The following is a 25,957-nucleotide window of genomic DNA, read 5'->3' as shown; positions in this document are numbered from 1 at the left end:
TTTCCTTGAGAGAGGAGATACGCTGTTTTGTTGATGTTACTATACAATGTACCATACCGTGCAAAGACAAAGAGCCGGAAGGAACGATGCTGATGCATAGGTTCTTCCCGGCTTCTTAGCCGTGCTTCTATTCAGTTTGCGGGATCGAACCAACAACCCTAATAGGTCTAATCAGGTTAGTATTGTCGATTCCTTACGCCCTCTGAGTTCTTGATAGCGCGCGATCACATTCTGATGAACGGGATGTTCGTCGGGAATTCCCATGCGTTCACGGATGAAGGCGGAGACACCATCTTCGCGAATCATGTGTTGTAGCTTCATGGCTTCCTCGTCGCGTTCGTCATTGAACAGCATTGCGGCCGCCATAGCAGAAGTTAAATGAGGAATTTCAATTCCGAATTCAATGGCCTGCATCGCTGGGCGAACAAGCCGATCATGAGGCGAAAGCTTGCGAAGGGGGGAACGTCCGACCCGGGTGACCTGATCCGTCAGGTTAGGATTGGCGAAGCGTTCCAGTATGGTGTCGATATATTTGTTATGCTTCTGAGCGTTGAATCCATGCTTCTGGATGAGCATCTGACCGGTCTCTTCCATAACATGGCGCACTTTGGCCCGCAGGGTGGAATTACTCATCACCTGGCGGATTGTTTTGAATCCTTCGAGATAGCCGAAGTATGCGGCGACACAGTGACCTGTATTTACCGTAAACATTTTACGCTCAATATAAGGTTCAAGCGAATCCACATAGTGGACGCCATCTATTTTCTTAAAACCATCCAAAAGTGCTGGACGATGAACGACCCATTCGTAAAAAGGTTCAACAGTGACCTGCAGCGGGTCCTTGTGGTTTTGAGCCGGAACAATCCGGTCCACAGCTGCATTGGGGAAAGAAACATAACGTTCGGCTTTTTTACGGGTTGGTTCGTCCAGGAATGGATAGATGCGTTTCTTCAGTCGAGTGCTGCCACCGATGGCGTTCTCGCAAGCGATAATATGCAGTGGAGCCTGATTATTGTTTTTCATGCGAAGTTGAATGCCTTTGGCGATCGGCTCGGCGATATCTCCGAGTGCAGATACACCCACGGCGGTTGTGATCAGATCGGCTGAAGCGATTTCTTCAGCAACACGATCCTCTTCACTCACATTGATAGCCGTCACGTTGTTGACAATCGTTGTATCCTGATCCCTATTAGCCAGGGTAATCGGATATTCCTGTCTCTCTTGCAGCATGGAGATTTTCTTTGGGTTACGTGCGACAAAGCAGACTTCGTAGTCGGAAGCGGACAACATATGACCGATAAAACCGCGGCCTATATTGCCCGCACCAAAATGTACAGCTTTCATGTGTGAACTCCCCCTTTAAAGATTAAATCGCGAAATTCGTGCAGACCTTAGACGGTAGTGACGAGTGGCTTCGAAATCAAATCGTTAAATGCAAGGTCGGTCAGGCAAGACAGCCGTTGGTGAGGCATATCGAATTCCAGTGTTCCTGTGATGGTATTCGATATGACTACGCAGTGCATACCAGCCGCAGCAGCTGCACGCGCGCCGTTAGGTGAATCCTCAATCGCTACGGCTTCGTCTGCAGTTACTCCAAGGGCTTCAAGCGCTTGATTGTAGAGTTCCGGATCAGGCTTCACATTCGCAACATCATCTGCGGTACGGATGACTTCAAAATAATCTTTCAGTTTTAGTTGTTCTAGATGCTGTTCAACCCACTCCCGTTTGGAGCTGGATGCTACAGCCAGTTTTAGTCCGGCTTTGCGTGCTTCATCAAGGTAATTCTGAATACCCGGACGGACCACCTCTTTGTTCATCAATGCAGCGTGCTGCAACTGAACAGACTCCCTGAACGCTTCCCGATCGATCGGAAGATTCAAATCTGTGATGAGGTACTCATACGGATTAAATGTTTTCAGACTGGTACCGATGCATTGTGAATACATCTCCAGGGTTAGATCCACGCCGTGTTCCTTGTAAGCATCACGAAAAGCAATATACCACGCTGTCTCTGTATCAATAATCGTTCCGTCGAAATCAAACACCAGTGCCTTAATCATAAATTTGTTCCTCCTGTTTCAGAATTAGTTTGGGGATAGAATAAAATGAAAGTTTTCTGCAAATTCATTCCCGTATATTCATTAACCTGCGGAATGTTACTTGACGCAAAAGATCGAAAATGAATATTAATTTGGGAAAAAATATGCGTTGAAGCTAATAAAACCGTAACATAGGACAAACTGAAGGGTCAAGCGCGTCATGATAGTTTACATTGAAAATTTTCACATGGATGACGTATTTTCTGAAAATGATGGACGTTGCAAACCGTTAAGCCCTTTACATGTAAGCGGTGTACTGAATAAACTGTTTTTTCAGCATAATAAAATAAAACTTTTTTTATGAAAATTTGATGATCTAACCGTTCAACAGCTTTCGACACTTTTATAATAGAAGAAATGGAGCTTAAGTTTTGGATTTATTAGCTTTACGTCTGATGAATCCCTGTGGGAAAATGGAATAAAGATTCTGAAAGTATATGGAGTGAGGGAGGAACATAAACATGCTGCAAAAAGACCGTTTCAATGGCTGCTTCATCGGGCTTGCAGCGGGTGATGCGTTGGGAACTACGGTGGAATTCAGTAGTCCAGGCACGTTCGAACCTGTTACCGATATCGTGGGAGGCGGCGTATTTGGGCTGGAGGCTGGACAGTGGACAGATGACACATCCATGGCTTTGTGTCTGGCAGAAAGTCTGGTACGTAATGAAAACTTCGATCCGGCAGATCAGATGCGCAGATATACCAATTGGTACAAAGTGGGGTATATGAGCAGCACAGGCGATTGCTTCGACATTGGCGGGGCCACACGAAATGCGTTGGAGAGGTTTGCTATAACCGGAGAAGCCTACAGCGGATCAATGGACCCGATGACGGCGGGCAATGGCTCTATTATGAGACTTGCGCCTATCGTGCTGGCTTACGCGAAACGTCCGAAGGAGGCGGTTCATTATGCAGCGCTTAGCTCCCGTACAACACACGCTGCAACGGAAAGTGTGGAGGCATGTGAAGTACTGGCTGCGATACTTGTTGCTGGCCTGCGTGGAGCGGACAAGAACGTCATGCTGATGCCGGAGACATGTCGACAGTGGAGGGAAGAGCTTACTTTTTCCCCCGCAATTGAAGAGGTTGTCAGGGGTTCGTATCAGAGCAAAGAACCGCCCGAAATCAAGGGCAGTGGCTATGTGGTTCGTTCACTTGAAGCAGCATTATGGGCGTTCCATAAATCCTCAAGTTTTGAGGAAGGCGCGTTGCTAGCTGTTAATCTGGGTGATGATGCGGATACCACGGGTGCGGTGTACGGACAAATCGCAGGTGCTTATTACGGGCTAAGCGGCATTCCGGCACACTGGCTGGACAAGCTGGCCATGCGTGAAACGTTTGATCAATTAACAGATGCCTTGTGGTTGAAGGCGACAGAAAATCGTTGATAAAGAGACAGGAGAAGAGAACATCTATGAGCACCACAGGACACACAACAGAACCACAGGCTTCACAGTCCGGTAAAAGAGGGGCATTTCCATTATCCCTGTTATGCCTGACGATAGGCGCTTTTGCAATTGGTATGACTGAATTTATTATCATGGGCCTGCTGCCTAATGTGGCGACAGATCTGAATGTGAGCATTCCACAGGCAGGACAACTCATTACGGGATATGCACTTGGTGTAGCGGTAGGTGCGCCGATATTGACCGTATTTACACACAAGATTCCGCAGAAAAAACTGCTGGTTCTGCTGATGTGCATTTTCATTATCGGGAACGCATTGTCTGTCATTGCGCCCACCTACGGGTTGTTAATCTCGGCACGGATATTAACAGCATTTGCCCATGGTACGTTCCTCGGTGTAGGTTCAATCATGGCGACGCGACTTGTTGCGCCCGAGAGAAGGGCAGGGGCTGTATCCGTTGTTCTCGCAGGACTTACGATCGCTAACATCATTGGTGTTCCGTTCGGTACATTTATCGGACAACAGCTCGGATGGCGGTCATCTTTCGGGGCGATTACAATTCTGGGCATCATTTCGTTAATGGGTATCATTCGTTTCATTCCCATCCTACCTCAAGGTGCACCTGCTAATCTCGGACAGCAGTTCCGGAACCTGGTGCGTCCACAAGTACTATTGATCCTGATCGTTGGCGCGATGGGCTGTGGCAGTCTCTTCACAGTGTTTACTTACATCACCCCGATGCTTGTGGACATCAGTGGTTTTGCCGAGCAGAATGTGACTTGGATTCTGGTACTGTTCGGCTTCGGCGTTACCTTGGGTAACATGGTTGGTGGTCGTCTGGCGGATTGGAAGCTGATGCCTTCGTTGATTGTCAACTTTGGGGTACTGGCTGTTCTTCTGGCAGCACTTACGATTACGCTGGACAATCCTTATCTCGCGGTGATCACCATATTCTTCTGGGGTGTTGCGGCCTTTGGTATTATGCCAGGGTTGCAGATTCGAATTATGAATATGACCCGTGAAGCGCCGCTGCTGGCGACAACCTCAAGTCACTCCGCGTTTAACCTGGGGAATGCAGGCGGTGCGTATCTGGGCGGGTATGCAATTACCCACACGGGTCTTATATCGGTACCTTTGTATGCAGCAGTTATTGCCGGGTTAGGCTTGCTAGGGTTGTTCATCAGTTTGGCGATGGAGCGCAAACAGCGCTTGCCGGAATTCCCGGATGCTGTGGAGTCAGCGCCGGTGAATTAGAATTTGGAATGTGAGGCCTTTGCTCCTGCATCAACATGTGGGAGTGGAGGTTTTTTCTAATATCGATTAGTGGGAGAGGGATAGGATGTTTTACTACAAAGGTGCGTTTCGGGAAACGGATAATTTCATTTATTTCAAAAGTGATGTTCCATTAGCCGAGAATGATGTCGTCATATTTGGCGAGAGAAATTATTTTATTCAAAGTGTCGAGAAAGAATTTCTCCTTCTTCAGAAGGTGGGCTCGATTGTTTCCGTGAGTGTATAAAATCTTCGCAAGTTCATCCTCTTTTTCAAGTGTACGTGCACTTCTGGGCCCCTGCCTACATACAATAGATCGACCCTGTTCCCACACGTGCTCAGGCCAGATCGTTGTAAAACTGCAGGAGGTGTCATCTGTGCCCGGATTGTTTACCGCAATTGCTCTATTCATTAAAGAGTTAACGTTACTCGTCTCGTATGTCAAAAATAATGCGTTCCCCCAGCCACTGGCTGAGGATGATGAAGCCAAACATTTACGCCTCATGGCTGAAGGCAATGCCCACTCCCGCAATTTGCTCATTGAACACAATCTGCGCCTCGTCGCGCATATCGTCAAGAAGTTCGACAATACGGGTGAAGATCAGGAAGATCTGATTTCCATCGGAACCATTGGTTTAATCAAAGCCATCGAAAGTTTTCAACAAGGCAAAGGAACCAAACTCGCTACGTTTGCAGCGAGATGTATTGAAAACGAGATACTTATGCACCTTCGTTCCCTAAAGAAAACACGTAAAGACGTATCCCTGCATGACCCCATTGGTACGGACAAAGAAGGCAACGAAATTACGCTAATCGATATCCTCGGAACGGAAGCCGACGACGTTGTAGATAAAGTGCAGCTCAAGATTGAAAAAAGCAAAATTTATCGCAATCTCGACATCCTGGATGATCGGGAGAAGGAAGTTGTAATCGGTCGATTCGGCCTGGAAGCAGGTGGGGAAGAACGAACTCAACGCGAGATTGCCAAGGAACTGGGCATTTCACGCTCTTATGTATCGCGGATTGAGAAGCGTGCGTTAATGAAGCTGTATCATGAGTTTTATAAGCAAAAATAATAGCTGAACACACCAGAGGGCACCTTATTCGTGGGAGCCCTTTTTACTGTGAAGATGCTTAAAATTGGATATAAATAATATTAAATCGATTAATTTATAACCTGAATAAAGGAATGCACCTCTCTGTTAAAGAATATATTGGAAACAAACCAATTTAATACATAAGGAGTAAATCATAATGAAGCAGCTTTTTCTGAAAACTCCACTGTGGTTTTTGTTAATCTGGATCGTAGGATTTATGATGATTGTTTTCAACACGTTTCAATCGTATTCGAGTGTTATTAACTTTATTGCGTTATTGATGATTAGTGTTGCTAATGCGATTCGAATTTGGAAAAACGAACGCTCATTAGCAATTACCTTTTTAGTCGTTGCTGTTCTATGCTTGGTTTATATTTTAATATATTTCATTAGGTATGTATGATAAACGTGTACATATCCATAGGTCACCTTTTACAAAGGCGGCCTATTTGCTGTGTAAAAAAATATATAAATGAAGGATATGTATTCTGAGCAGATTATTATATGATGAGTAATAATATTTTGCATCGTAGAGAGCATGTGCAGAAAGAGAGTGGTGGGTTACCATGCAGGAAGAAACGTTAACAAGAGGCTTAAAAAACAGGCATGTGCAGCTGATGGCAATTGGAGGGGCAATCGGTACGGGGCTGTTTCTCGGAGCAGGCAAAACGATTCAACTAACAGGACCATCCATTTTGCTGGCCTACATCATAACGGGTGTTGTGTTGTTCCTGATCATGCGTGCACTGGGAGAACTGCTACTTAGCAACTTGAAGTATCATTCCTTTGTCGATTTTGTGCGTGATTACCTGGGAAATATGGCGGCATTTATTACAGGATGGACCTACTGGTTCTGTTGGATCTCCATTGCCATGGCCGACATTACCGCCGTAGGATTGTATACGCAGTTTTGGTTTCCGAATGTACCTCAGTGGATGCCGGGGTTAATTGCGTTGGTCATATTGCTAATCATGAACTTGGCGACAGTCAAGCTGTTTGGTGAGATGGAATTCTGGTTTGCTCTAATTAAAGTCGTGGCCATTCTGGCACTTATTGTTGTAGGTTTATATATGATTTTCAAAGGTTTTACCACGGATCAAGGTCCAGCAAGTTTCACCAATCTGTGGAGTCATGGGGGATGGTTCCCGAATGGACTGCATGGATTCATCATATCGTTCCAGATGGTGGTGTTCGCCTTTGTAGGCATGGAATTGGTGGGACTGACAGCGGGGGAGACGGAGAACCCGGAGAAAGTTATTCCGAGAGCGATTAACCAGATCCCGATTCGGGTCTTACTCTTCTATGTTGGCGCATTGCTGATTATTATGAGCATCTACCCGTGGAACGCTATAGTTCCTACGGAAAGTCCATTTGTACAGGTGTTTGCAGCTGTAGGTATTGCGGCCGCCGCTGGCATTGTGAATTTCGTGGTACTGACGTCCGCAGCGTCAGCATGTAACAGTGCCATTTTCAGTACAAGCCGTATGATATTCTCCATGGCAAAAGATCACAACGCACCTGAGTCATTTGCACGACTGAATAAAAGGAAAGTTCCTTCCAACGCACTGTTTTTCTCCACGATTGTTATATTAATCGCGATTGTGTTGAACTATGTGATGCCAGAGGGCGTATTCACGCTGATCACGAGCGTGTCGACTGTGTGCTTCATCTTTGTCTGGGGCATCATGGTGATCTGTCATCTCAGATATCGTCGTACTCAGCCGGAACTGGCGAGTCGTAGTCGCTTCAAACTGCCACTATATCCGTTCTCCAACTACTTGATCCTGGCGTTTTTGGTATTCGTGCTGGTGGTATTGGCATTGGCTGATGATACGCGAGTAGCACTGTTTGTCACACCGGTTTGGTTTATCCTGGTTGCTGCCATCTACCTTTTCAAAAAGAGAAACTTGAGCAGTACCAGACAGTAGGTCTTACCTTCGCTGCGAAATAAAGCCGCCCAATGAGATTGGGCGGTTATTTGTATTCACATTCTTGCAGCTTCTTTGCTTTCACGAATGCCGGCGTAGATGGAATCACAGATATCGGTGGTGTACTGACCCGACATCCCTTCAAGTGCCGTATTGGTGAATGCTGCAACACTAAGTTCTTCTTTAGGATCGACAAACCAGGAATGACCATAGGTTCCACCCATTCGCCACGTACCTGCTGATTCCGGTGTACCGGCTGCAACGGGGTCTTTAAGTACTGTAAAACCAAGGCCAAATCCTCTTCCCGGCCAATACGGCATCACGAGTTCACCGATTTGATTCTTGGACATCTCGGCGACAATAGCTTCCGTAAGAATAGGCTTACCCCCTTGCCGCAATGTCTCAAGTAAAGTCAGAAAATCTCCGGTACTTCCAACCATACCGGCTCCGCCTGACAAATAAGCGGAAGTATTATTCGCACGGTTGGGGGCAAGCTGGAAACCGGCAGTACCTTCAATAAAAGGAACCTGCTCCAACTGATTATGAAGAAGACGAGGTTCATCAGAACCATCTGCATATGCAGCCGTTAACCGATTCGAATCCACCGCAACAAAATCAGTGTCCGTCATGTGAAGTGGATGAGTAACCAGCATTTGAACAGCTTCTCTTAATGACATTCCGGTTACCTTTTCAATAACGGCTCCGAGTACATCCGTCGCAATGGAATATCTCCACATGCGTCCTGGCTCATACAAAAGAGGAACAGAAGCGAGCCTACGGAGATTCTCCTCCAGACTAATTCCGGATAAATCCATTCCATCCGAGATCCCAGCACGTTCATAAGTTCCTTGATCTTCTTGGAAGAAACGATATGTTAAGCCAGCAGTGTGCGTCATCAACTGATGAATCGTTATTGGGGCTTCTTGACCATTGGCAAGTTTGGGCAGGAATGAAGGCAGCCAGCGAGTCACCGGATCATGCAGACTCAGCTTTCCTTGTGAGATCAATGCCAGAGCTGCTGTCGATACAATAGGTTTGGTTACGGAAGCAAGTCGAAACAGAGCGTTTTCCGACATGGTGCGCTTTTGCTCCCTGTCCGCGAAACCAGCAGCCCGGGTGTATATCAGTTCCCCTCTTAAAGCAACTTGTACAACCGTTCCTACGATTCTTTTTTCGCTTAGAGCGCGGTCAATGGCCTGATCCACATAAGTATGCAATGTTGTTAGGTGTTCTTTTCCCATTTCTATCTTCCTCTCATTAAAAGATGTGATTGATTACACATGATAACTGTGTTTATTATATAAATGATTGATCTTGTATTACATGCATTATTAAAGGTATTATAATGAATTAGCGAGTATACTTAAGGTAATTGTTAAATATATCTTATGTATTTAAAGGAGTGGATTAGATGGACGAAATAGATCAGCATATCCTGTTTCATTTGGAGAATCAGGCGAGATTATCCATGACTGAACTAGGCAAACTGGTGGGATTATCTCAACCGGCTGTTACTGAACGAGTCAAACGAATGGAAGAAAAGGGGGTTATCGAGGAATATCGTACGGTAATCTCCCCATCCAAATTAGGCAAGCAGAGCACGGCATATGTTCTTTTTCGTACACGGGATTGTTATCCCTTCCTCGATTTTTGCCGTGCGTCACCTGAAGTCGTGGAATGTTATCGGATAAGTGGGGAGTATAACTACTTGCTGAAAATCCTTACAGACACGATCCAGGGACTCGAAGAGTTCGAGAACAAGTGTGACCCATACGGTACTTACATGACCTTAATTACAATGTCTTCTCCGATTGCACATAAAAATCTCATGGAAGGGCCGAATCTACTGGCACAGGCAGAATAAGATTGTGGTGTCTTAAATGAAAAACAGAAGAGGAGTCCACATCAAGTGAACTCCTCTTTCGTCCTAGTTGCAACTCATGCACAACTGCCTTCCTGTTAATTTCCTTTGGGAAATCCATATTTATAAGCACGCATAGCTACGATTAGAGCAGGAATCAGCAGGATAAACAGTGATCCGGGAAGGTAACCGGCTCCAAATACCTCAAGAAGAATGCCGCCAATAATTCCCCCTCCGCCAATCGCCACATTCCATGCTGTAACCAGCATCGATTGAGCTACATCTGTACTTTTACCCGCGGCTTGGGCAATGGCAGTTTGCAGCAGTGTCGCCGCCCCGCCAAACGTAAGTCCCCAGATCATGATGCCAAGGATAATAATCATAGGTTGATGAATACCGATTCCCATCACGACAGACGCCAAAGCGAATGCTGCCAGGCTGACGATAACTAATCTCCTCAAAGATCGGTCAATGAGCATTCCGGTTAACCAAATTCCCACAATGGAAGTAATACCGAAAATGAGTAAAATCAAGTCTACTCTGTTAGCAAATATGGTCTGGGCAAGGTAGGGAGAAATATAGGTGTAAAGGATATTATGCGCAAGCATCCAGGCCAGAACAACAAACAGAATGGGCCTAACTCCCGGAATCAAAAATACCTTATGGAGCGGAAGACGTTCCCCAGCTGGCTCTCCTGCAAAATCCGGCATTTTCCAGAGAACCCATACGATTAAAGCTACGGTCAGAAGAGATACAATCCCGAAGATGAGGCGCCAGCCGATATAAGAACTGAGAAAACTACCGATTGGGACACCCAGGGCTAATGCCACCGGTGTGCCGACCATAGCCACAGCCATGGCTTTACCTTTTAACGAATCAGAGACCATCCGACGAGCATAACCTGCTGTCATTCCCCATAACACACCCGCGGAGACCCCGGCCAAGAAACGAGCAGCAAGTGTCAGGATATAATCTGAGGATAAGGCGGTGACAGTGTTAAAGACAAGAAAGCCGCTAATGCATACTAGCAGTAGAGGTCGGCGTCTCCATCCACGTGTAGCAGCAGTTAAAGGAATGGCAGCAGCAAGTGATCCAATGGCATAAAGAGTCACCAACTGTCCGGTGAGGGCTTCTGTGATCCCCAAGTCTTTTGCAATTTGCGGTAGCAGTCCTGCAGGTAGGCTTTCAGTGAGGATGCAAATAAATCCAGCCATGGCTAAAGCAAGTAGCCCAGCCCACGGAAGGCGTTCTGAAGATATGGAAGTCAGCTCCCTTTGCTTTGGGAGGGATGTGTTAACGGACATGAATAAAAACCTCTTTTCTTATCGTTTAATCCTATCCAGAACTATGCATATAAGCTTATCTTAGAAAAACAAACTTTTGCATACAGGATTAAAGGTAAAAAAGAGATTTTAACATGGTATTTTTTTTATTTTGCAAGGTTCTCCGTTAATTCAAAGGATTGCTGTCTGTGTAACCATTTAAGAATGATATCGACAGCTTCCATGTACCGTTGGCCTACTAGTAAACCCGTATGGGTCGTATCCCACAGTCCGGCATATTCAGCATGCAGCTGCTTGGCAGTTAATTTGCCTCTCTGATCTTCGTCTTCACAAGAAACAGCCTTGATCACCAAGCTGGGGCAATGGATCAGGTCGCCATTAATGGATACACCGCCATCTGCTCCAAACATCACGGAAAATGTGCTAAATGCCTTCGAAGACTCCATCTGAAGATATTTACGTTGAAAAGCAATGTCATCTGCCGTCTCATCTATACTGGTCAGCTCATCACGGACAGGTGCAGGAATGATGATCCCAGGTGTGATTCGATTGCTTTCCGGGTAGGGGATTAGCTCATGGACTTCCTTGCTCAGACTGGAGTCGATTACAATCAGGCCTGCAAGAATAACGGTTTCTGCAATCTTTTGACTGAGAATGCCACCCATGCTAAAGCCAATAAGAACGGGAGGTTCGTTGATCCCGGCTAACACTTCACGAATATCCTCCAAATAATCGTCAAACGTAATCTTTGTCATGTCCATGACCCGACTCTTGTAGTGACTTCTCAGGTTCATGACATAACAGGTCCAACCGTGCTGGACAAAGTGGGGGATATATTTGCTCCACATCCAACTGCCTGTGTATGCACCGTGAACGAACAGGAGAGGTGGCTTCTTCGTTGTTGCTTCGGCGTCATGAACTGGGGTTCCTTCGAATATTTCCAAGTGTAAATCATGTTCTCCGATCTTCTTTACCTCATGTTCAGGTAACAATCGAGTGTAGTCTGTCATACCAAAAAAACTCCTCTGAACTATTAATTTTATGTCAAACTATTTCTCCAAAAAAATTAAAAGTTGCTATGAATTTTCATTAAAATTCGAAGCAGTTCTTTTTTCTCCGTCTCTGTAACGTCCGTATAGAACACATCCAGTATGCGTTGTGATATCTCTTCAAAGACGGGCTTTAATTCTTCGCCTTTTGCAGTCAAAGCCACATGAACAACTCGCGAATCTGTTGCATCACGCTCCTTGACGACGTATCCTGTCCGCACCAATTTGTCCACAAGTGCAGTCACCGTGGATTTATCCTTGCCAATTTTTTTGGCAATCTCAGCCATGGTCATCCTGTGATTGTTGTACAGGGCATAGATAATATCCCCGTGGGACGTAGCGAGATCCTGGATTCCCTGCTCAGCCATCTCGGCCAGGATAAAGCGGTTGACCTTCTCTTTAATTTTGGATATGAGTGAAATAGCGTCTCTTGTTTTCATACGTGTAATATAGTTTGTTATCAAACTAATGTCAAGCTTTGCTCCATGACTTTTGGCACGCGCAGCAAAAAAAAAAGAGCAGTGAGAATGTCTTCTCCTGCTCATTTGATCTGTTTGATTTCGATATCTAATCACGGACACTATTGAATCCAAGGCTCCGTGAACCGTTTAATGAGGCTCCATTATTTAATCGGATTAGCTTTCATTTCCGATTGCATTTTCTCAATACCGTCCAGAATTTGATATCCATAACCCCAGAACTGGCTGAAATCTGTCACATAGATTTGTTTGTTCTTGATCGCGTTCATGCTTTGCAGGGCAGGGTTGGCATACAGGTTCTCAATCAGCTTATCGATATCCGGTGAACCGGCATAAGCGGACAAGAGCAGGTAGTCCGGATTCGCTGTAATCAGCTGCTCTACACTAACTTCACCTTGCACACCATCAAACGTATTTTTCAGCTTCAACAGGCCGAGTGCATCAAGTTGAAACGTATCGTTTTGCATGCTGCTTACGGTAATCGTGTCTTCCGTAGCGGGTACGATATAGGCAAAACTGTGCTCAGGCTGATCAGCTACACTGGCTTTGATCGCTTCGGCACGTGCTTTCAGGCTTTCTGTGAATGTTGCGGCATTTTCCTGAACGTCGAAGATCTGACCGAGTTGTGCGATATCGCTATACAGGCTGTCAAGTGTACCTTTGTGGTTGGTCGTTTGCAGGAATGTACGGATGTTCATGTCATTCAATCCATCCACGGTACCCACACCCCAGTCGGCATCAGCGAACAGGTCGCCCCGTCCGAGTACCAGATCCGGGCTTGCGCCTACAACCAGCTCTTTACCGACATAATCCTTGGACAATACCGGAATTTTGGCGAAATCATCAGCCACATCGGGTGTAACGGAACCGTATAGAGCAGCAACACCGACCATTTTATCGGTCAGACCCAACTTGACGAGCATCTCAGCCGCAGATTGGGTATTCGCAACAACACGTTCAGGCGCTTTATCGAATACTTGCGCTTTCGGTTTCCACTCGCCGCCCTCACCCGAGATCGTGAAATTCTCAATCGTGAGCGGGTACGTTGTTTTATTTGTATTTTCAGCAGGAGCTGAAGTTTCTGTCGCGTTAGTTGTTGAAGTTGTTTCTTCGGCAGGGGAAGAAGTTGAAGCATTCGAGCAGGCTGCAAGCAGCAGTAACAGGAGACTTAGAGCAGCGAAGCCAATGGTTCTAGATGTGAATTTCATTAAACGATGAACCCCTTTTCTATGTGTTTTAAATTGACAAAGATAATCATTCTCAATTATAATCCGAGAAAACACTTTGTAAATAGCTAAAATTAATTTATTCTACATTTTACGCGAATTGATGGGGGAAGAGATGGCACAGACGGTTCAGGTTCAGACACAGCGCAAGGGGAAAAGAGAGTCTTTGATTCATAGTAAATCCGGATTTGCCTTACTGATTGCAGCTTTAATTATTATTACGCTTATTTCCGTAGGAATCGCGGTTTCCATTGGACAGGTTCGTATTCCGCTGGCGGAGTCATATCGTATTCTTTTATACAAATTAACGGGATTTCAGTGGGGGGCAACACCCATTGAGGCGGGATCCTTTACTGACATCATTTGGCAGATTCGTTTTCCGCGTGTGCTGATGGCGATGTTTATCGGTGCAGGCTTGGCCTTGTGCGGTGCTGTTATGCAAGCTGCTGTGCAGAATCCGCTAGCTGATCCTTACATACTGGGTATATCCTCAGGCGCTTCACTTGGAGCGACTTTTGCCATTCTCATTGGCTTCGGTGCGATTGGCTGGCTGGGCCAGACCGGTGTGGCTTTCTGGGCATTTGCCGGAGCGATGGGGGCCTCTTTGCTGGTGTTAACCCTCGCGGGAATTCGGGGTAAAATGACGTCAGTCAAGCTGGTGCTTGCCGGAATGGTGATTAACGCGTTGTGCAGCGCCTTCTCCAATTTTATTATTTATTTTGCCAACAATGCCGAAGGCATCAAAACGGTGACGTTCTGGACCATGGGTAGCCTCGCTGCTTCCGGATGGAACAAGCTTCCACTGGTCGGTATCGTCGTGCTGGTGGCGATTCTATTCTTCCTGTTGCAGTCCAGAGTTCTCAATACGATGTTATTGGGGGATGAAGCAGCGGTTACGCTGGGTATTAATCTGAGTGTGTATCGCAGACTTTACATGTTGTTAACGGCTTTGGTGACAGGCGTGCTGGTGGCAAGCTGTGGCATGATTGGTTTTGTCGGACTGATTATTCCGCATATTGTGAGAGGTCTGGTGGGTTCGGACCATCGTAAAGTGATGCCTATATCCGTGCTGTTTGGAGCCATTTTCCTCATCTGGACTGACGTGATCGCACGATCCCTCATATCCAGCGTGGAGCTGCCGATCGGGATTATTACGGCTATGATTGGTGCGCCGATGTTTATGTATATGCTGGTCAAAAAAGGCTACGGTTTTGGAGGAAATTAAACATGAAGCTGAACGTAGAAAATGTATCCATCTCTGTGCTAAACACGGACATCATCAAGGACATTTCTTTACAGGTGAACGGCAAACAGTTCGTTGGGCTGATCGGACCAAATGGTTGTGGCAAGTCAACGCTGCTCAAGAGCATCTATAAAGTAATCAAACCGCAGCAAGGAAAGGTTTTTCTGGATCATACAGATATTCTCAAATCCAGCCCGAAGATCGTTTCCAGGCATATGGGCGTTGTCGGCCAATTTAATGAATTGAGTTTTGATTTTACGGTGCGCGAGATGGTCATGATGGGTCGTACCCCACATAAAAAAATGCTGGAGACGGATAATGAACGGGATCACGAAATCGTGGAGCAGGCTCTGGAAAAAGTACATCTGACTGGACATGCAGACCGCAATTACGTGTCTCTGTCTGGTGGAGAGAAACAGCGTGTGGTCTTGGCACGTGTGCTGGCACAGCAGCCTGAATTCCTGATTCTAGACGAACCGACGAACCATCTGGACATCAAATACCAACTACAAATTCTGAATATTGTCCGTGGACTCGGCATTGGCATATTGGCAGCGCTGCATGATCTCGAACTCGCCGCAGAATACTGCGATTATCTCTATGTGGTGAAAAAGGGCCAGATTGTGGTACATGGCAAACCGGCTGATATTTTGACTCGCGAGATGATTGGTGAGGTATTTGATGTAGACTGTGAAATTTATAAGAACCCGGTTACAGGCGGCTTGGGCATCGCTTATCTGAGTACACGTTGATTACGACTATATCTTCGGTTGGATGACGTGGAGTAATCTTGCAAATAATCAAATGAAGTAAAAATAGACCGTACCTGTTGGAGCGATGTTATTGCATGCTCGCAGGGCCGGTCTTTTGTTCTTTTGATGGGGTTAGGGCGCGTCTATTGAAGCTTCGGGTCGACGGGCTGAGCATGAGCACCTTTGCTGACTTCTTGGAAAATGTCTGTGGAGTTATCGCTGTTTGTGGATGACTTGCTGCTATTGTGTTGTTGCGGCTGATCTCCTGTTGTTGGACTACTACCTGTAATCGTATAGTTTCGTAGTATCTCTTCCAGATCTCCAATCGTCACGGGACGAGCATGTCGTTTTAGCACGTAACCGAGTTGACCATTGGGTTCCACCGTTGCCGTCTCCAGATCGTCTACACTTGTAATTCCGTTCTGCCGCATATGCATCTCCAGCTGATCCATCGTATAACGCATACTTTTCAGATTCGGGATAATGACCTTCCCGTCCTCTACCACCATTTTGGAACTGCCACTCATTAGCCGTTCAAAAACATTAAATTTCAATTGTAGCTGTTCCACCACAAGCAATGTTGCGATGAATACCGATGCCGATCCAATCGCTTTGCCAAGCTCATGATTCGCGATGGGTTGCACAATCGTTGTTCCGATGGAGATCATGATGACCGTTGTGGCGACACTCATCTGCGAGATCGACTTACGTCCTGCAATTCGCAACAGAATCATGCCGATAAGTACAAGTAAAACGGATTTCCATATCCAGTCCATAAGTATATTCCTTTCTATTCCAGTATGTTCTGTGCTTCTTAGGCTGTTCTGGAGTTGGGTGAATTATGCAATTGAAAGGAAGAAAGAGGATGAAGTGAAATAGTCCCATAATAAAGGGACTATTATCCTACATCCTAAAATAAGGAAATTACCGATGTTATTTAAGTAGTCCTTTCTTATAACAAAAGAGGAGTGATAATACGTACGATGTATACGAACATAATACAAGAAATGCTTTCTAAAGGAGATATGGAAGGTGCTATCCAACAAGTAGCATGTATTGGTGAGAAAAAGGATACATCTCAATTAACCTTTCTGATTGAGATTTTAAAATCTACAGAAAACAATGTATTACGAAATGAAATTGCCATCGCTTTATCTGACATTGGAGATAATCGAGCAGTCGAGCCATTAGTGGAAGTCATAACAGACCCCAAGACTTTGGGCAGCAGAGGCACATTGTTATACGCTCTTGAACACCTGGACTACATACTACATATAGAGAACATCATCCCGTTTATCGGGGATTCCAGTCTGGAAGTGAGTGCGCAGTCATTCATGTTATTGGAGCAAGCGATGGATAGGCTAACAGATTCACAAATACTTAGGTATCAACAAATAATTGAACTACAAATGCAAAACAATCAAAGCAAGCTTTTGGAAGTAGCTTTAGAAATGTTGAGAACATGGGGGTGATCCTCCAGACATAGGAGAGTTTTCATAACCTTCTTTCTTCAAAAGGACGAACCACTGCTTTCATTCCGACCTCCCAATCGTTTACAATAGGGTATTGATGAAGCAAATGAAGGAGCGGGTCACAGTGGCGAAACAGAAATACTATGTTGTCTGGGAAGGTAAGAAGCCTGGCGTATATAGCACATGGGCAGATTGCAAAGCGCAGACGGATCATTATACCGGAGCAAAATATAAATCGTATGAATCGAAAGCGGCTGCAGAAGAAGCGTATCGTGCAGGATGGAAAGGGAATTGGGGTTCAAGTGCAGGCGGAGCGTCGAAGACGAAGTCCGCTAGTAGCGGAAGAAGCGCAGGCATGGAAACGTCGGAAGAAGTGGATTACGACAGCATCTCTGTTGATGTAGGTACACGCGGTAACCCCGGGCCTGTAGAGTACAAAGGTGTAGACACCCGCACAGGTGAGATTATTTTCTCTGTAGGGCCGATCTCCAAAGGCACGAACAATCTGGGCGAATTTTTGGCCATTGTACATGCCCTCGCACATCTGAAGAAAGAAGGCAGTACCAAAACGGTGTATACTGACTCGGTCAATGCCATGAAATGGCTGAAGCAGAAAAAAGTAGCCACGACGTTAGCAAGAGACAACTCCACAGAAGAAATCTGGCTGATGATTGAACGTGCGGAGCAGTGGCTTCAGGCGAATACGTACAGTAATAGAGTGCTGAAATGGCAGACGAAACAGTGGGGCGAAATCAAGGCAGATTACGGTCGAAAGTAAGTATTTTTCTTTTAGATGCCTCCTTTATTTCTTGTCTATTAGAATCGATATTTACAATTTCCAGTTTCCGCTCTATAATCATCTGAATATGATTAGTTAAACATATGGAGGAGCCTGTCATCTGCAGGCCCTCTTTATCTTTTTGGTCCATTGATTAGCAAGTCCATTCACTAGAATGGGTTATTTGAGTATATTTTGCAGGAGGCAGACATGAGTTCCATTTATAGAAGTGAAGAAGGCAAGAGTAGCATTCTTGAAGAGTATGAGATTTATTTGAATGAGTTGGGTGAGGGATTTACACGGGAGTATGTGGAGACACGTTTTGGGAAGACCCATGTTTTATTGACAGGTCCTCAAGATGGCAAGCCGTTATTTATTCTTCAGGGCGGTAATTGTGTGAATCCGATGACGTTGTCATGGTTCTCTTCCTTATTTAAAGAATACCGGATTATTGCTCCTGATACGATTGGTCATCCCGGCTATAGTGAGGAAGCTAGCATCTCGACACGGTTTGATAGTTTGGCATTATGGGTGTCGGATCTGCTGGATCACTATGATATCGAAAAGAGTGCGTTTATCGGTCCATCGTTTGGAGGAGGCATTATCCTCAGATTGGCTACCTATATTCCGGAACGCATTTCGTGCTCCGTATTGGTTGCTCCTGCGGGTCTCGCTGTCAATTCCAAAATCAAAACAGCTCAGGATATCACGCTGCCGCTCGTCAAGTACCGCATGACGTCTTCACCATCTTCTTTGCAAAAAATTACGGACACCATGTCGTGCAACTGCATGAAAGAAATGGACAAAAACATTATCGGCAAACTTTTTAAATATGTCAGCATAGATCAGGATCTGCCCAAGCTCACGGAGCGGGAAGAACTGGTGAACTACACGTCACCAACCCTATTATTGGTGGGGGAGAAGGATGTATTTTTCCCAGCGGATAAGTGTATTGAACGGGCTCAAAAGATTATTCCAAATGTTCAAGCCATCAAGTATGATACAGGACATTTTCCTTCACAGGACGTATTGGTTCAAATGAACAAGGAAATAGGGCAGTTTTTACAGAAAAATTATTAAAAAAAGCTGCAAGAGCTGAATGGAGAAATGTATTTTTCCAGTTTAATAAAGTAATTCATCCCATCTGTCGATACTCTATATAAGAGAATCCGTTTCTTCTATATAATAGTGTGAACAGGGATTAGTAGTAGATCGTAGAAAGCTTGATATTATTAATATTTAAATATTTCGCGTAGGGGTGTTTCGAATTGCATCATTTGGTTTATATAGATGGTTGGCGATGAATTGCTTACTGGCTGGACCAAATGATGCATTTACGCGGAAAGTCTTCCGATCGACAAGGTTGAAAAGAGGTCTGTTATGAGAAAAGACAATTGCAAAATGGCATTGCAACGCAATGTGATTATAAATGATACATATCAGGTGAGACAGGTATTGGCCAGCAGTGAGTTGGCTATTGTATATGCAGGGCGGGATCGTAACACAGGTGCCAAGGTAGCCATTAAGGAATTCTTCCCACTGCGACTGGCTGAACGTCAGGCAGACAAGCGGGGAGTCTTCTGTTCATCGCGGGGATATGGCGGGCAATATCAGGAGTTGCTGACTGCATTTCTGCTCGAAGGTGAACTATTATCAAAACTGGATCATCCTCATATTGTTTCGTATTTGGATCATTTTGAAGCGAATGATACGGGGTATCTGGTTATGGAATACTGCACAGGGATTACGTTGACCGAGTATCTGAATGAACACAATCATGCGCTCGATGCTGCATTCATAACGGAGACGCTGCTTCCACTGGTGGACACATTGGATTATATACATAAGCAAGGCATTCTTCACCGGGATGTGAAACCTTCCAACATTATGGTGATGGAGGACGGTACACCCAAACTTCTGGACTTCGGCTCAGCTACCCGTTGGCCTATGCAATCCGGAGAGAAACAGGCCATATTTACATCAGCAGGTTATTCCCCGCTGGAGTTCTATTCAGAAAAATCCAGTCAGGGACCTATGTCGGACATCTATAGCCTGGCGGCTCTGCTCCATTATTGGACATGCGGGCAGCCACCTATGGATGTGAAGCAGCGGTTGTTCCAGGATGAACTGCCATCTGTTCGTTCACATAATGAATATGTGAACCCATGGCTCGCTCATGTTATTCATTGGGGACTGTCGGTGCGTTCTGAGAAACGCTGTGCTTCTCTGGCTTGGGTAAGAAGCTCGCTCCGAGTTCAAGCCTGGGTATGGAAAGTTCGCAAACCAGGTACGGTGGAATGGTCTTTGGTCGAGAATGAACATACGCAGGTCTATGAAGTGGAGCCGAAAAAGCAACATGAGACGGCGTAAGCAGTCATGACCTGTGTTCATAAAGTGAATGCACTTAAATGAGAGCATAGCATTTATATGTATGAACAACATAAACAAGCCAGTTCGTCCCCTTCAAGGGTAAGAACTGGCTTGTTTTCTTTTATATTTTCAGAGAGAACTCGCATCAGCGTGCTTCATTTCCACTTCGTTAAGACGTAGTTTACTGTGGATCTCTCTTTTGTCCTACATAGATATTGGTACTTGGTTTGATGGCTTTGTAACGAATTTCGATCTCTGTAACGCCATCCTCAAACGTAATGTACAACTTTTCATTGTACTCCATAGCTTCCGTGTGTCTGCGCTTCACTGGCGTTCGGCCTCGGACAACCGTACAATTCGTATCGTGCCGTATCAATAACGTTTCTTTCTTACCCGCTTCCAGCCAGATTCGTCCCGCTTCCGGTACTTTGACCCCGATGTCCATGCGATCAAACAGTTCACTGAGACTTACTTTTCGGCGTTCCAATGAAGTGAGAGGCCAATTGGTCACCGGTATATCCTCGCCGTTCGCTGTAGCTAGAAAGTATCCTTCCAGTCTTCCGCGAAATACGGGTTTTGGCTTCAATACGAACCAATACAGTGCGAAAATAGCACCAGCAAGAAGCAGGCCTAATCCTGTATATAGCAGTACCTTTTCACGTAAAGAATGAATTTGCAACGAGATGTCCGTAGTTATACTTGCTCCCTCAGAATCCGTTGCTGTCACCTTGATCGTTGAACTTCCAGTGTGAAGAGAAGACCATCGCAACAGGTTACCTTCAATGACGGCATCTCCGAGTTTGCGCTCACTTCCACCGTCTGCAAGGACATACGTTAATGGATCATTATTGGCATCCTTAAAGTAGTTGTTCAGGTCGACATCTGTATTGCTGTCGTCTTTGGATAACACCATGGATTCACCGGTGGCTACGGGTGCTTGATTCGTAATGTCTACTTCAACCGGAGTAATTTCCCGATAAAAGTCTGGACCGTCGATCCGCAGTCCCCAGGTATACAGATCCGACTTGGGAAAAGTGTATTTTCCCGTAAATCCGCTACCTGTATTGGTCAAAAGGATACGTTCTGTCTTTCCATCAGATGGAGTTACAATGAGTTCCGCTTCCAGTCCCTTGTACACATCCAAGTCCTTAATGGGTTTAGGGTCCACAGCCTGATCGTAGAGTGATGCCTCAAATGTGACGCTCTTCCCCTTGACTGGCTGCTCCGTTGCCATATTAGCGACCGCAGAGACGTTGTAGTTCCCTAATAGGTTAATCTTCACCAGATCACCGCTACGGCCTTTGAATTTCAGTTTGAACTGTCCTTTGACCGGACGAATGATCTTCATCAGAGCATATTTATCAGACCGAATGAAGCTGACATTGCTTGACTGATAATAGAGCTGAGCTTCGGAGACAGCATGATCAGAGAGCATGATAATGTTGGCATCCGCCATGCTGGAGTTAGGAATATCCACGGTTACTTCCTGCATTGCTCCTGTTGCAGTTACGGCCGCTACAGATACAAGAACGGATTGAATCTGATCTGCAAAAATACGATTGAAGATTTCAGGCAGATCGTCCGCACTTCCCGTGATAAAGGAAGAACCACCTGTTTCTTTGGCGATACGCTCCAATTCTGCCGGGTTAACCGTACCGTCGCGGTTTAGTCCCACAGTATAGATGGGATAACCAGCTTGCTGTGCCATCTCAATAACCTTGTCCACATCTTTGGAGGAGTCAGCAGGTGTTCTGCTCGTCGATCCTCGCAAATCCGTTTCTCCGTCCGAGAGCAAAATCATAAATGGTTTACGTTTATCCGTCTGCGATTGTTCAAGCAGACTAGCACCTCGGCGTAAGCCGAGTCCGAGATCTGTATATCCTGAACGTTTTAAGCCATCCACACGGCTACGAAGATTATTACGAGCTCCAGAGGATGAAATATCCATCAGTGGTACGGATGAAGTGATCTTGTCATTATAAGCTACGAATCCCAATCGGGTCTTAGGTCCACTACTCATATCCATAAACATATGTATAACTTCTTCGGCAATGCGATCTTTGTCGGTCTCATTCATGGAGTAGCTAACATCCAGGACAAACATGGCATCGAGGCCTTCATACGTCTGGGTCTTGACAGATGATTCAGCGTATATGCTCCCCATGTCCCATGCTGGAATTAAAAAGCTGATGAACAAGAGAGTGAAAATTGCTTTTTTGAATTTTATTAATATCATACGATGCTTTGAATCTCCTTCCTGTTTTGGGTACTGCAATTGTTTTTTTGATGTCAAACTGATTTTTGTTGAAAAAATTTTGTTTCTACACGATAAAACCCCGTTATGCGTAGTTTTGATAAGTGAAGAATAGTGCAACACCGCATAAGTTAAGGTGCTTTCCTTTTAATTAGGGGGAAAACTCCACTAGTTTTAAATCATTGAACATCATCCAGATTATAGGATATTCTTTATCATCGGCATGATTCGAAGGGAAGTGAAGCGAAATTCGGAAAATAGTTCTATAGGTATATCGAAGTCACATAAATGAGCTTTTAGACCTATATAGGGGAATATTGACAAAACATATCGCTGATGATTAAGATGAATTCCATAAATCTCCAAAGCAAACGGCATAATCTGGTACATAAGTTCCAGTCATATGTTGACAGCTCGTTCTATTGGACTTGTGATCGCCTGAGAAGATGATTCTCTTAGATCATGACTAAAGGCTGATAGTGCGTGCGGAGTGTCAAAAATTGATGGAGGGGGGGAAGCATTCGCCCGAATGAACCATCATTAGGGGGATGTTGCCTGAATGGATATTATTAATCAAACGAACCGAACGATGCTTTTTGAAGAGATCAATCCGGAGAAAATGGATTTGATCACGATTGTCGGTGACGTAAAAGGAATCGACAGTCTGAATGATGACAAGATCAAGGAGATCAATGAACACCTGCTTGTACGAAGCTTCGACGAGTTTTTGGACAAGTTTTCTCCCAGTGTGTATTCCTTTTTCAATGCGGTAAACCAGAAAGTCATGTATACGCTCAAAAAGCCGGAAGGGATTCCGGACGAAGCAATCTCTGAGATCAAAATTGATCATAGCAATGACTTCCTGAGAATGCTGTTTACCCTGATCGATACCAAACGCAGTCAGGGGATTACGAATGTAGATTTCAAGTTTGAAAATTTGCTCGATATGATCTCACCGAAAAAGGTTATGGATGACATTCGGCAGGTACGGAAAGAAATTCATTACATGTACGGCCAGCATGAGAAGCTGGATGACGGGGACCCGAAGAAGTTGGATATCGGGGATAAACTTAATGTCATGTTTGAAGATGCCAGCCGGAACTATAACAATGTTATGGCCATGCTGCCACTGGCCATCGAAGATATCAAAACCCGCTTGTTGCTGGGCCGTGCTCAAGAAGAAACTTCTTCCGAAGCGATTCAGATAGGACAACTCACGATTGGTGAGAGCGGAGAATTGAAAATCATCGAAGCTCCAAAGAGTGATAACAACGAGTTGATGCTTCTGGATGAGTCGACAAGCACAGATTTGACTCAGGTGTTTGCCGAAGATTATGATTCACTCTCTGAGGCGCCTTCACCGTATGTACAGGATCTGGTCGTTCGTACATTCTGCCCACTGCCTGCGGTTCAGACGGATGTGGATACGGCAGTTGAAGTACAGAATTACAATACATACCTGGAATTTTACAAGAACGCCAAGGATGACTTTGTGAAAACCGTAAAACCGCTGGTAGAGAAAATTTTGGGTGTCAAAATGTTCTTTGATCAATATGCGACCAAAAACAAAGGCATGCTGCCTTCCATGCTGATTGCCAATGCCAAGCTGGATATGCTTGTTAAGAGCAGTAACATTCCGCGGCTGGAGACCTATCTCAACACAGTCAATGCGAAGAATGATTTTACCGACACCATTTGGTTCGGAATTGTTCCTTCCGTTGAACTGGAGAATACGGGACAAGTTCAAGTCAGTCGTGCCCGTTTCCGTGGTAATGAGAAAGTGGTTAAACAAGACGGAAACAGTATGGAATCCTTGTCGATGCTTCTGCAAGTCGTTAAAGACTACAAAGTACAAGTATTCTTCAGCTTTGAATCTGGAGAAGAGACTACATTCAGCAGCATGGCTACCGCAGGCATCGATAAATATATTGATAAATGCGCGGTATTAACTCGCAAGGACTACAGCGAATTCGCCATTCCAAGTGCTCCGAATTTCACCATCATTCCGAAAGAGAAATCGGGTGTCGTGATCGACAGTCGTATGCTCCAGACGGAGAATGGTGTGGAGCTTTCCAAGGAGAAAGAAGACATTCTGAAGCTGTGGATTGAAGGCGTTTATGTGGGTGCGTCTTATGTATCTGCCGGAATTGTGGCTGCATATCAGTGCCCTGAGTATCTACGAGGTGCATTCAAAACCGTGAACCGGGATTATCCAGGTGTGCGTTTTGATATTGAAGCAGGCGATAACAGTCTGCGTGTAGTGACTACGATGACCAAAGAAATCTCCGGATTCACGAACACTATCAAGGATTCGATTAACCGGAAAAACTTTGGATTTATTTTCTCATCGGAAAATGCCCAAATCCAGGATAGCGACATCAAGCGAATCACGGTATACAAAGCGAGAAGCATGGCGATGTCCGAAGATGGCTTTGATTCCTTGTATAAAACACTCGTAAGTACTTACATTGAGCGCTTGCTCCGTTTCCAGACGGGTGATTTCAAGCATGAAAATATCGTCAAATTCTTCAGCAACAATCCGAGCAGTCAGAAGAGCCGGTGGCTGGGAACCCGAGGGTCGATCAATTCGATCATTCAGGAAGGTGACGACATGAGCTTTATCATCGATGAGAAGAGCAATATGTGCCACATTGACCTGGTATTCAACGGCAACGTGAAGAACCTGGAGGTCATGATTACTAAAGGCACCAGTGCGATGAAAGTGTAAGAGGCTGGAGTAGTCACAAGTTTTGAATATTGAATATAATTCTTCAAACAACGAATTATAGACATTTATTTTGGTGTTAGAGGCAGCCTTTATTGGCTGACCTTATACATATATTCCGGCACCTCTCCCAGATGGAGAGCATGCCGGGCACATTGTTTTCTAATCTTAAGGAGGTTTTTATTAATGGGTTTTGTATTGAAAGTAGAAGGCGCAGAAACAATCGAATTGGGAATGGATAATATCCAAACCGTAGTGTATGACACAGATACACCAGATGATTCCAACGCTAGATCCACAGATGTAGGTGCAACACTTCGCATCAGTGGAAAAATTATTACAGCAACAGACGGTGACAATGCAGATGACACGATGAAACTTGCTCTGTGGTCCCTCGTTCCAGCTGAAAAAGCAGATTGCTACCGTAAAGTAACTCTGGAAGTGGTTGCAGCGGATCAAGTGGTACGCAAAATTTACATGCCTAATGCGTTCGTTGTGGATTACACAGAGCGTTTCGGAGATACCGAAGGCGTGGGTGAATTCAGCTTGTTCATCAAACAGAAAAAAGACAAAACTGAATTCACTAAAATCGAAGGCGGCTTCCCGGTATAAAAGGGGGCAACTAATGTTCCGGGTCAGTTATGACTGGCCCAGAATAACG

The 25,957-nt window shown here is 45.2% G+C and carries 23 protein-coding genes; 14 read left to right on the top strand and 9 right to left on the bottom strand.

From position 1 onward, the window contains the following. Positions 1-171: 171 nt before the first annotated feature. Positions 172-1,344: a mannitol-1-phosphate 5-dehydrogenase gene (locus MHI06_RS21460; protein WP_169481238.1), complete on the bottom strand. Its 1,173-nt coding sequence runs from the start codon at positions 1,342-1,344 to the stop codon at positions 172-174. 47 nt (positions 1,345-1,391) lie between these two features. Next, a complete protein-coding gene (locus MHI06_RS21455; RefSeq protein ID WP_169481237.1) occupies positions 1,392-2,060 on the bottom strand; it encodes an HAD-IA family hydrolase in 669 nt (222 codons plus the stop codon). A gap of 500 nt (positions 2,061-2,560) precedes the next feature. On the opposite strand from MHI06_RS21455, the gene MHI06_RS21450 reads away from it, so the two are divergent. The 5 genes from MHI06_RS21450 (at position 2,561) to MHI06_RS21430 (ending at position 7,804) form a co-directional block, all read left to right on the top strand. After that, positions 2,561-3,487, top strand: a complete 927-nt coding sequence (locus MHI06_RS21450) for an ADP-ribosylglycohydrolase family protein (RefSeq protein WP_340399020.1) — start codon at positions 2,561-2,563, stop codon at positions 3,485-3,487. Positions 3,488-3,513: 26 nt separating this feature from the next. Next, on the top strand, positions 3,514-4,761 hold the full coding sequence (locus MHI06_RS21445; protein ID WP_340399019.1) for an MFS transporter: 1,248 nt from the start codon (positions 3,514-3,516) through the stop codon (positions 4,759-4,761). An 85-nt stretch (positions 4,762-4,846) separates the two neighbouring features. Next, a complete protein-coding gene (locus MHI06_RS21440) occupies positions 4,847-5,026 on the top strand; it encodes a hypothetical protein (RefSeq protein ID WP_340399018.1) in 180 nt (59 codons plus the stop codon). A 130-nt stretch (positions 5,027-5,156) separates the two neighbouring features. Further along, the gene (sigK, locus tag MHI06_RS21435; protein ID WP_062329827.1) at positions 5,157-5,855 is read left to right on the top strand and encodes an RNA polymerase sporulation sigma factor SigK; all 699 of its coding nucleotides are present in this window, start codon (positions 5,157-5,159) and stop codon (positions 5,853-5,855) included. Positions 5,856-6,442: 587 nt separating this feature from the next. Then, positions 6,443-7,804: an amino acid permease gene (locus MHI06_RS21430; protein WP_169481233.1), complete on the top strand. Its 1,362-nt coding sequence runs from the start codon at positions 6,443-6,445 to the stop codon at positions 7,802-7,804. A 56-nt stretch (positions 7,805-7,860) separates the two neighbouring features. Here MHI06_RS21430 and MHI06_RS21425 read toward each other — a convergent pair whose 3' ends face one another. Beyond that, positions 7,861-9,045, bottom strand: coding sequence for a serine hydrolase domain-containing protein (locus MHI06_RS21425; protein ID WP_340399017.1), 1,185 nt, complete (start codon positions 9,043-9,045; stop codon positions 7,861-7,863). Positions 9,046-9,215: 170 nt separating this feature from the next. On the opposite strand from MHI06_RS21425, the gene MHI06_RS21420 reads away from it, so the two are divergent. After that, the gene (locus tag MHI06_RS21420; protein ID WP_133385636.1) at positions 9,216-9,668 is read left to right on the top strand and encodes an Lrp/AsnC family transcriptional regulator; all 453 of its coding nucleotides are present in this window, start codon (positions 9,216-9,218) and stop codon (positions 9,666-9,668) included. Positions 9,669-9,763: 95 nt separating this feature from the next. On the opposite strand, the gene MHI06_RS21415 is transcribed toward MHI06_RS21420, so the two are convergent. From MHI06_RS21415 to MHI06_RS21400, 4 genes are all read right to left on the bottom strand, one after another. Next, the gene (locus MHI06_RS21415; RefSeq protein WP_340399016.1) at positions 9,764-10,969 is read right to left on the bottom strand and encodes an MFS transporter; all 1,206 of its coding nucleotides are present in this window, start codon (positions 10,967-10,969) and stop codon (positions 9,764-9,766) included. 125 nt (positions 10,970-11,094) lie between these two features. Next, the gene (locus tag MHI06_RS21410; RefSeq protein WP_340399015.1) at positions 11,095-11,958 is read right to left on the bottom strand and encodes an alpha/beta fold hydrolase; all 864 of its coding nucleotides are present in this window, start codon (positions 11,956-11,958) and stop codon (positions 11,095-11,097) included. A gap of 56 nt (positions 11,959-12,014) precedes the next feature. Continuing rightward, complete coding sequence (locus tag MHI06_RS21405) at positions 12,015-12,461, bottom strand: MarR family transcriptional regulator (protein WP_340399014.1); 447 nt, start codon at positions 12,459-12,461, stop codon at positions 12,015-12,017. Positions 12,462-12,619: 158 nt separating this feature from the next. After that, positions 12,620-13,684 carry an ABC transporter substrate-binding protein gene (locus tag MHI06_RS21400; protein ID WP_340399013.1) on the bottom strand — a complete coding sequence of 355 codons (1,065 nt, stop codon included), beginning with the start codon at positions 13,682-13,684 and terminating at the stop codon, positions 12,620-12,622. 133 nt (positions 13,685-13,817) lie between these two features. On the opposite strand from MHI06_RS21400, the gene MHI06_RS21395 reads away from it, so the two are divergent. Together MHI06_RS21395 and MHI06_RS21390 are read left to right on the top strand one after the other, a co-directional pair. Further along, entirely contained in the window at positions 13,818-14,927 is a 1,110-nt protein-coding gene (locus MHI06_RS21395; RefSeq protein ID WP_340399012.1) for an iron ABC transporter permease, read from the top strand. Between the two features lie 2 nt (positions 14,928-14,929). Beyond that, complete coding sequence (locus tag MHI06_RS21390) at positions 14,930-15,697, top strand: ABC transporter ATP-binding protein (RefSeq protein ID WP_169481228.1); 768 nt, start codon at positions 14,930-14,932, stop codon at positions 15,695-15,697. Positions 15,698-15,840: 143 nt separating this feature from the next. Here the strand turns inward: MHI06_RS21390 and MHI06_RS21385 are convergent, their stop codons facing one another. Further along, positions 15,841-16,473 carry a DUF421 domain-containing protein gene (locus tag MHI06_RS21385; protein ID WP_340399011.1) on the bottom strand — a complete coding sequence of 211 codons (633 nt, stop codon included), beginning with the start codon at positions 16,471-16,473 and terminating at the stop codon, positions 15,841-15,843. 207 nt (positions 16,474-16,680) lie between these two features. Between MHI06_RS21385 and MHI06_RS21380 the strand changes: the two genes are divergently transcribed. From MHI06_RS21380 to MHI06_RS21365, 4 genes are all read left to right on the top strand, one after another. Further along, the gene (locus MHI06_RS21380; RefSeq protein WP_169481226.1) at positions 16,681-17,169 is read left to right on the top strand and encodes a HEAT repeat domain-containing protein; all 489 of its coding nucleotides are present in this window, start codon (positions 16,681-16,683) and stop codon (positions 17,167-17,169) included. Between the two features lie 124 nt (positions 17,170-17,293). Beyond that, positions 17,294-17,947: a ribonuclease H family protein gene (locus tag MHI06_RS21375; RefSeq protein WP_340399010.1), complete on the top strand. Its 654-nt coding sequence runs from the start codon at positions 17,294-17,296 to the stop codon at positions 17,945-17,947. A gap of 210 nt (positions 17,948-18,157) precedes the next feature. Continuing rightward, a complete protein-coding gene (locus MHI06_RS21370; protein ID WP_264928185.1) occupies positions 18,158-19,027 on the top strand; it encodes an alpha/beta hydrolase in 870 nt (289 codons plus the stop codon). Positions 19,028-19,327: 300 nt separating this feature from the next. Continuing rightward, complete coding sequence (locus MHI06_RS21365) at positions 19,328-20,317, top strand: serine/threonine-protein kinase (protein WP_340399009.1); 990 nt, start codon at positions 19,328-19,330, stop codon at positions 20,315-20,317. Positions 20,318-20,498: 181 nt separating this feature from the next. On the opposite strand, the gene MHI06_RS21360 is transcribed toward MHI06_RS21365, so the two are convergent. After that, the gene (locus MHI06_RS21360) at positions 20,499-22,553 is read right to left on the bottom strand and encodes a vWA domain-containing protein (protein WP_340399008.1); all 2,055 of its coding nucleotides are present in this window, start codon (positions 22,551-22,553) and stop codon (positions 20,499-20,501) included. A gap of 577 nt (positions 22,554-23,130) precedes the next feature. Here MHI06_RS21360 and MHI06_RS21355 point away from each other — a divergent pair. Together MHI06_RS21355 and MHI06_RS21350 are read left to right on the top strand one after the other, a co-directional pair. Continuing rightward, the gene (locus tag MHI06_RS21355) at positions 23,131-25,299 is read left to right on the top strand and encodes a transcriptional regulator (RefSeq protein ID WP_221824348.1); all 2,169 of its coding nucleotides are present in this window, start codon (positions 23,131-23,133) and stop codon (positions 25,297-25,299) included. A gap of 183 nt (positions 25,300-25,482) precedes the next feature. Next, positions 25,483-25,908, top strand: coding sequence for a membrane-associated protease 1 (locus tag MHI06_RS21350; protein WP_221824347.1), 426 nt, complete (start codon positions 25,483-25,485; stop codon positions 25,906-25,908). Positions 25,909-25,957: the final 49 nt, after the last annotated feature.

Origin of the sequence: Paenibacillus sp. FSL H8-0079, from assembly GCF_037991315.1 — a bacterium.
Classification (GTDB): Bacteria; Bacillota; Bacilli; order Paenibacillales; family Paenibacillaceae; genus Paenibacillus.
The sequence above is the reverse complement of the archived record's forward strand: the minus strand, read 5'-3'. Positions and strand labels throughout refer to the sequence as shown.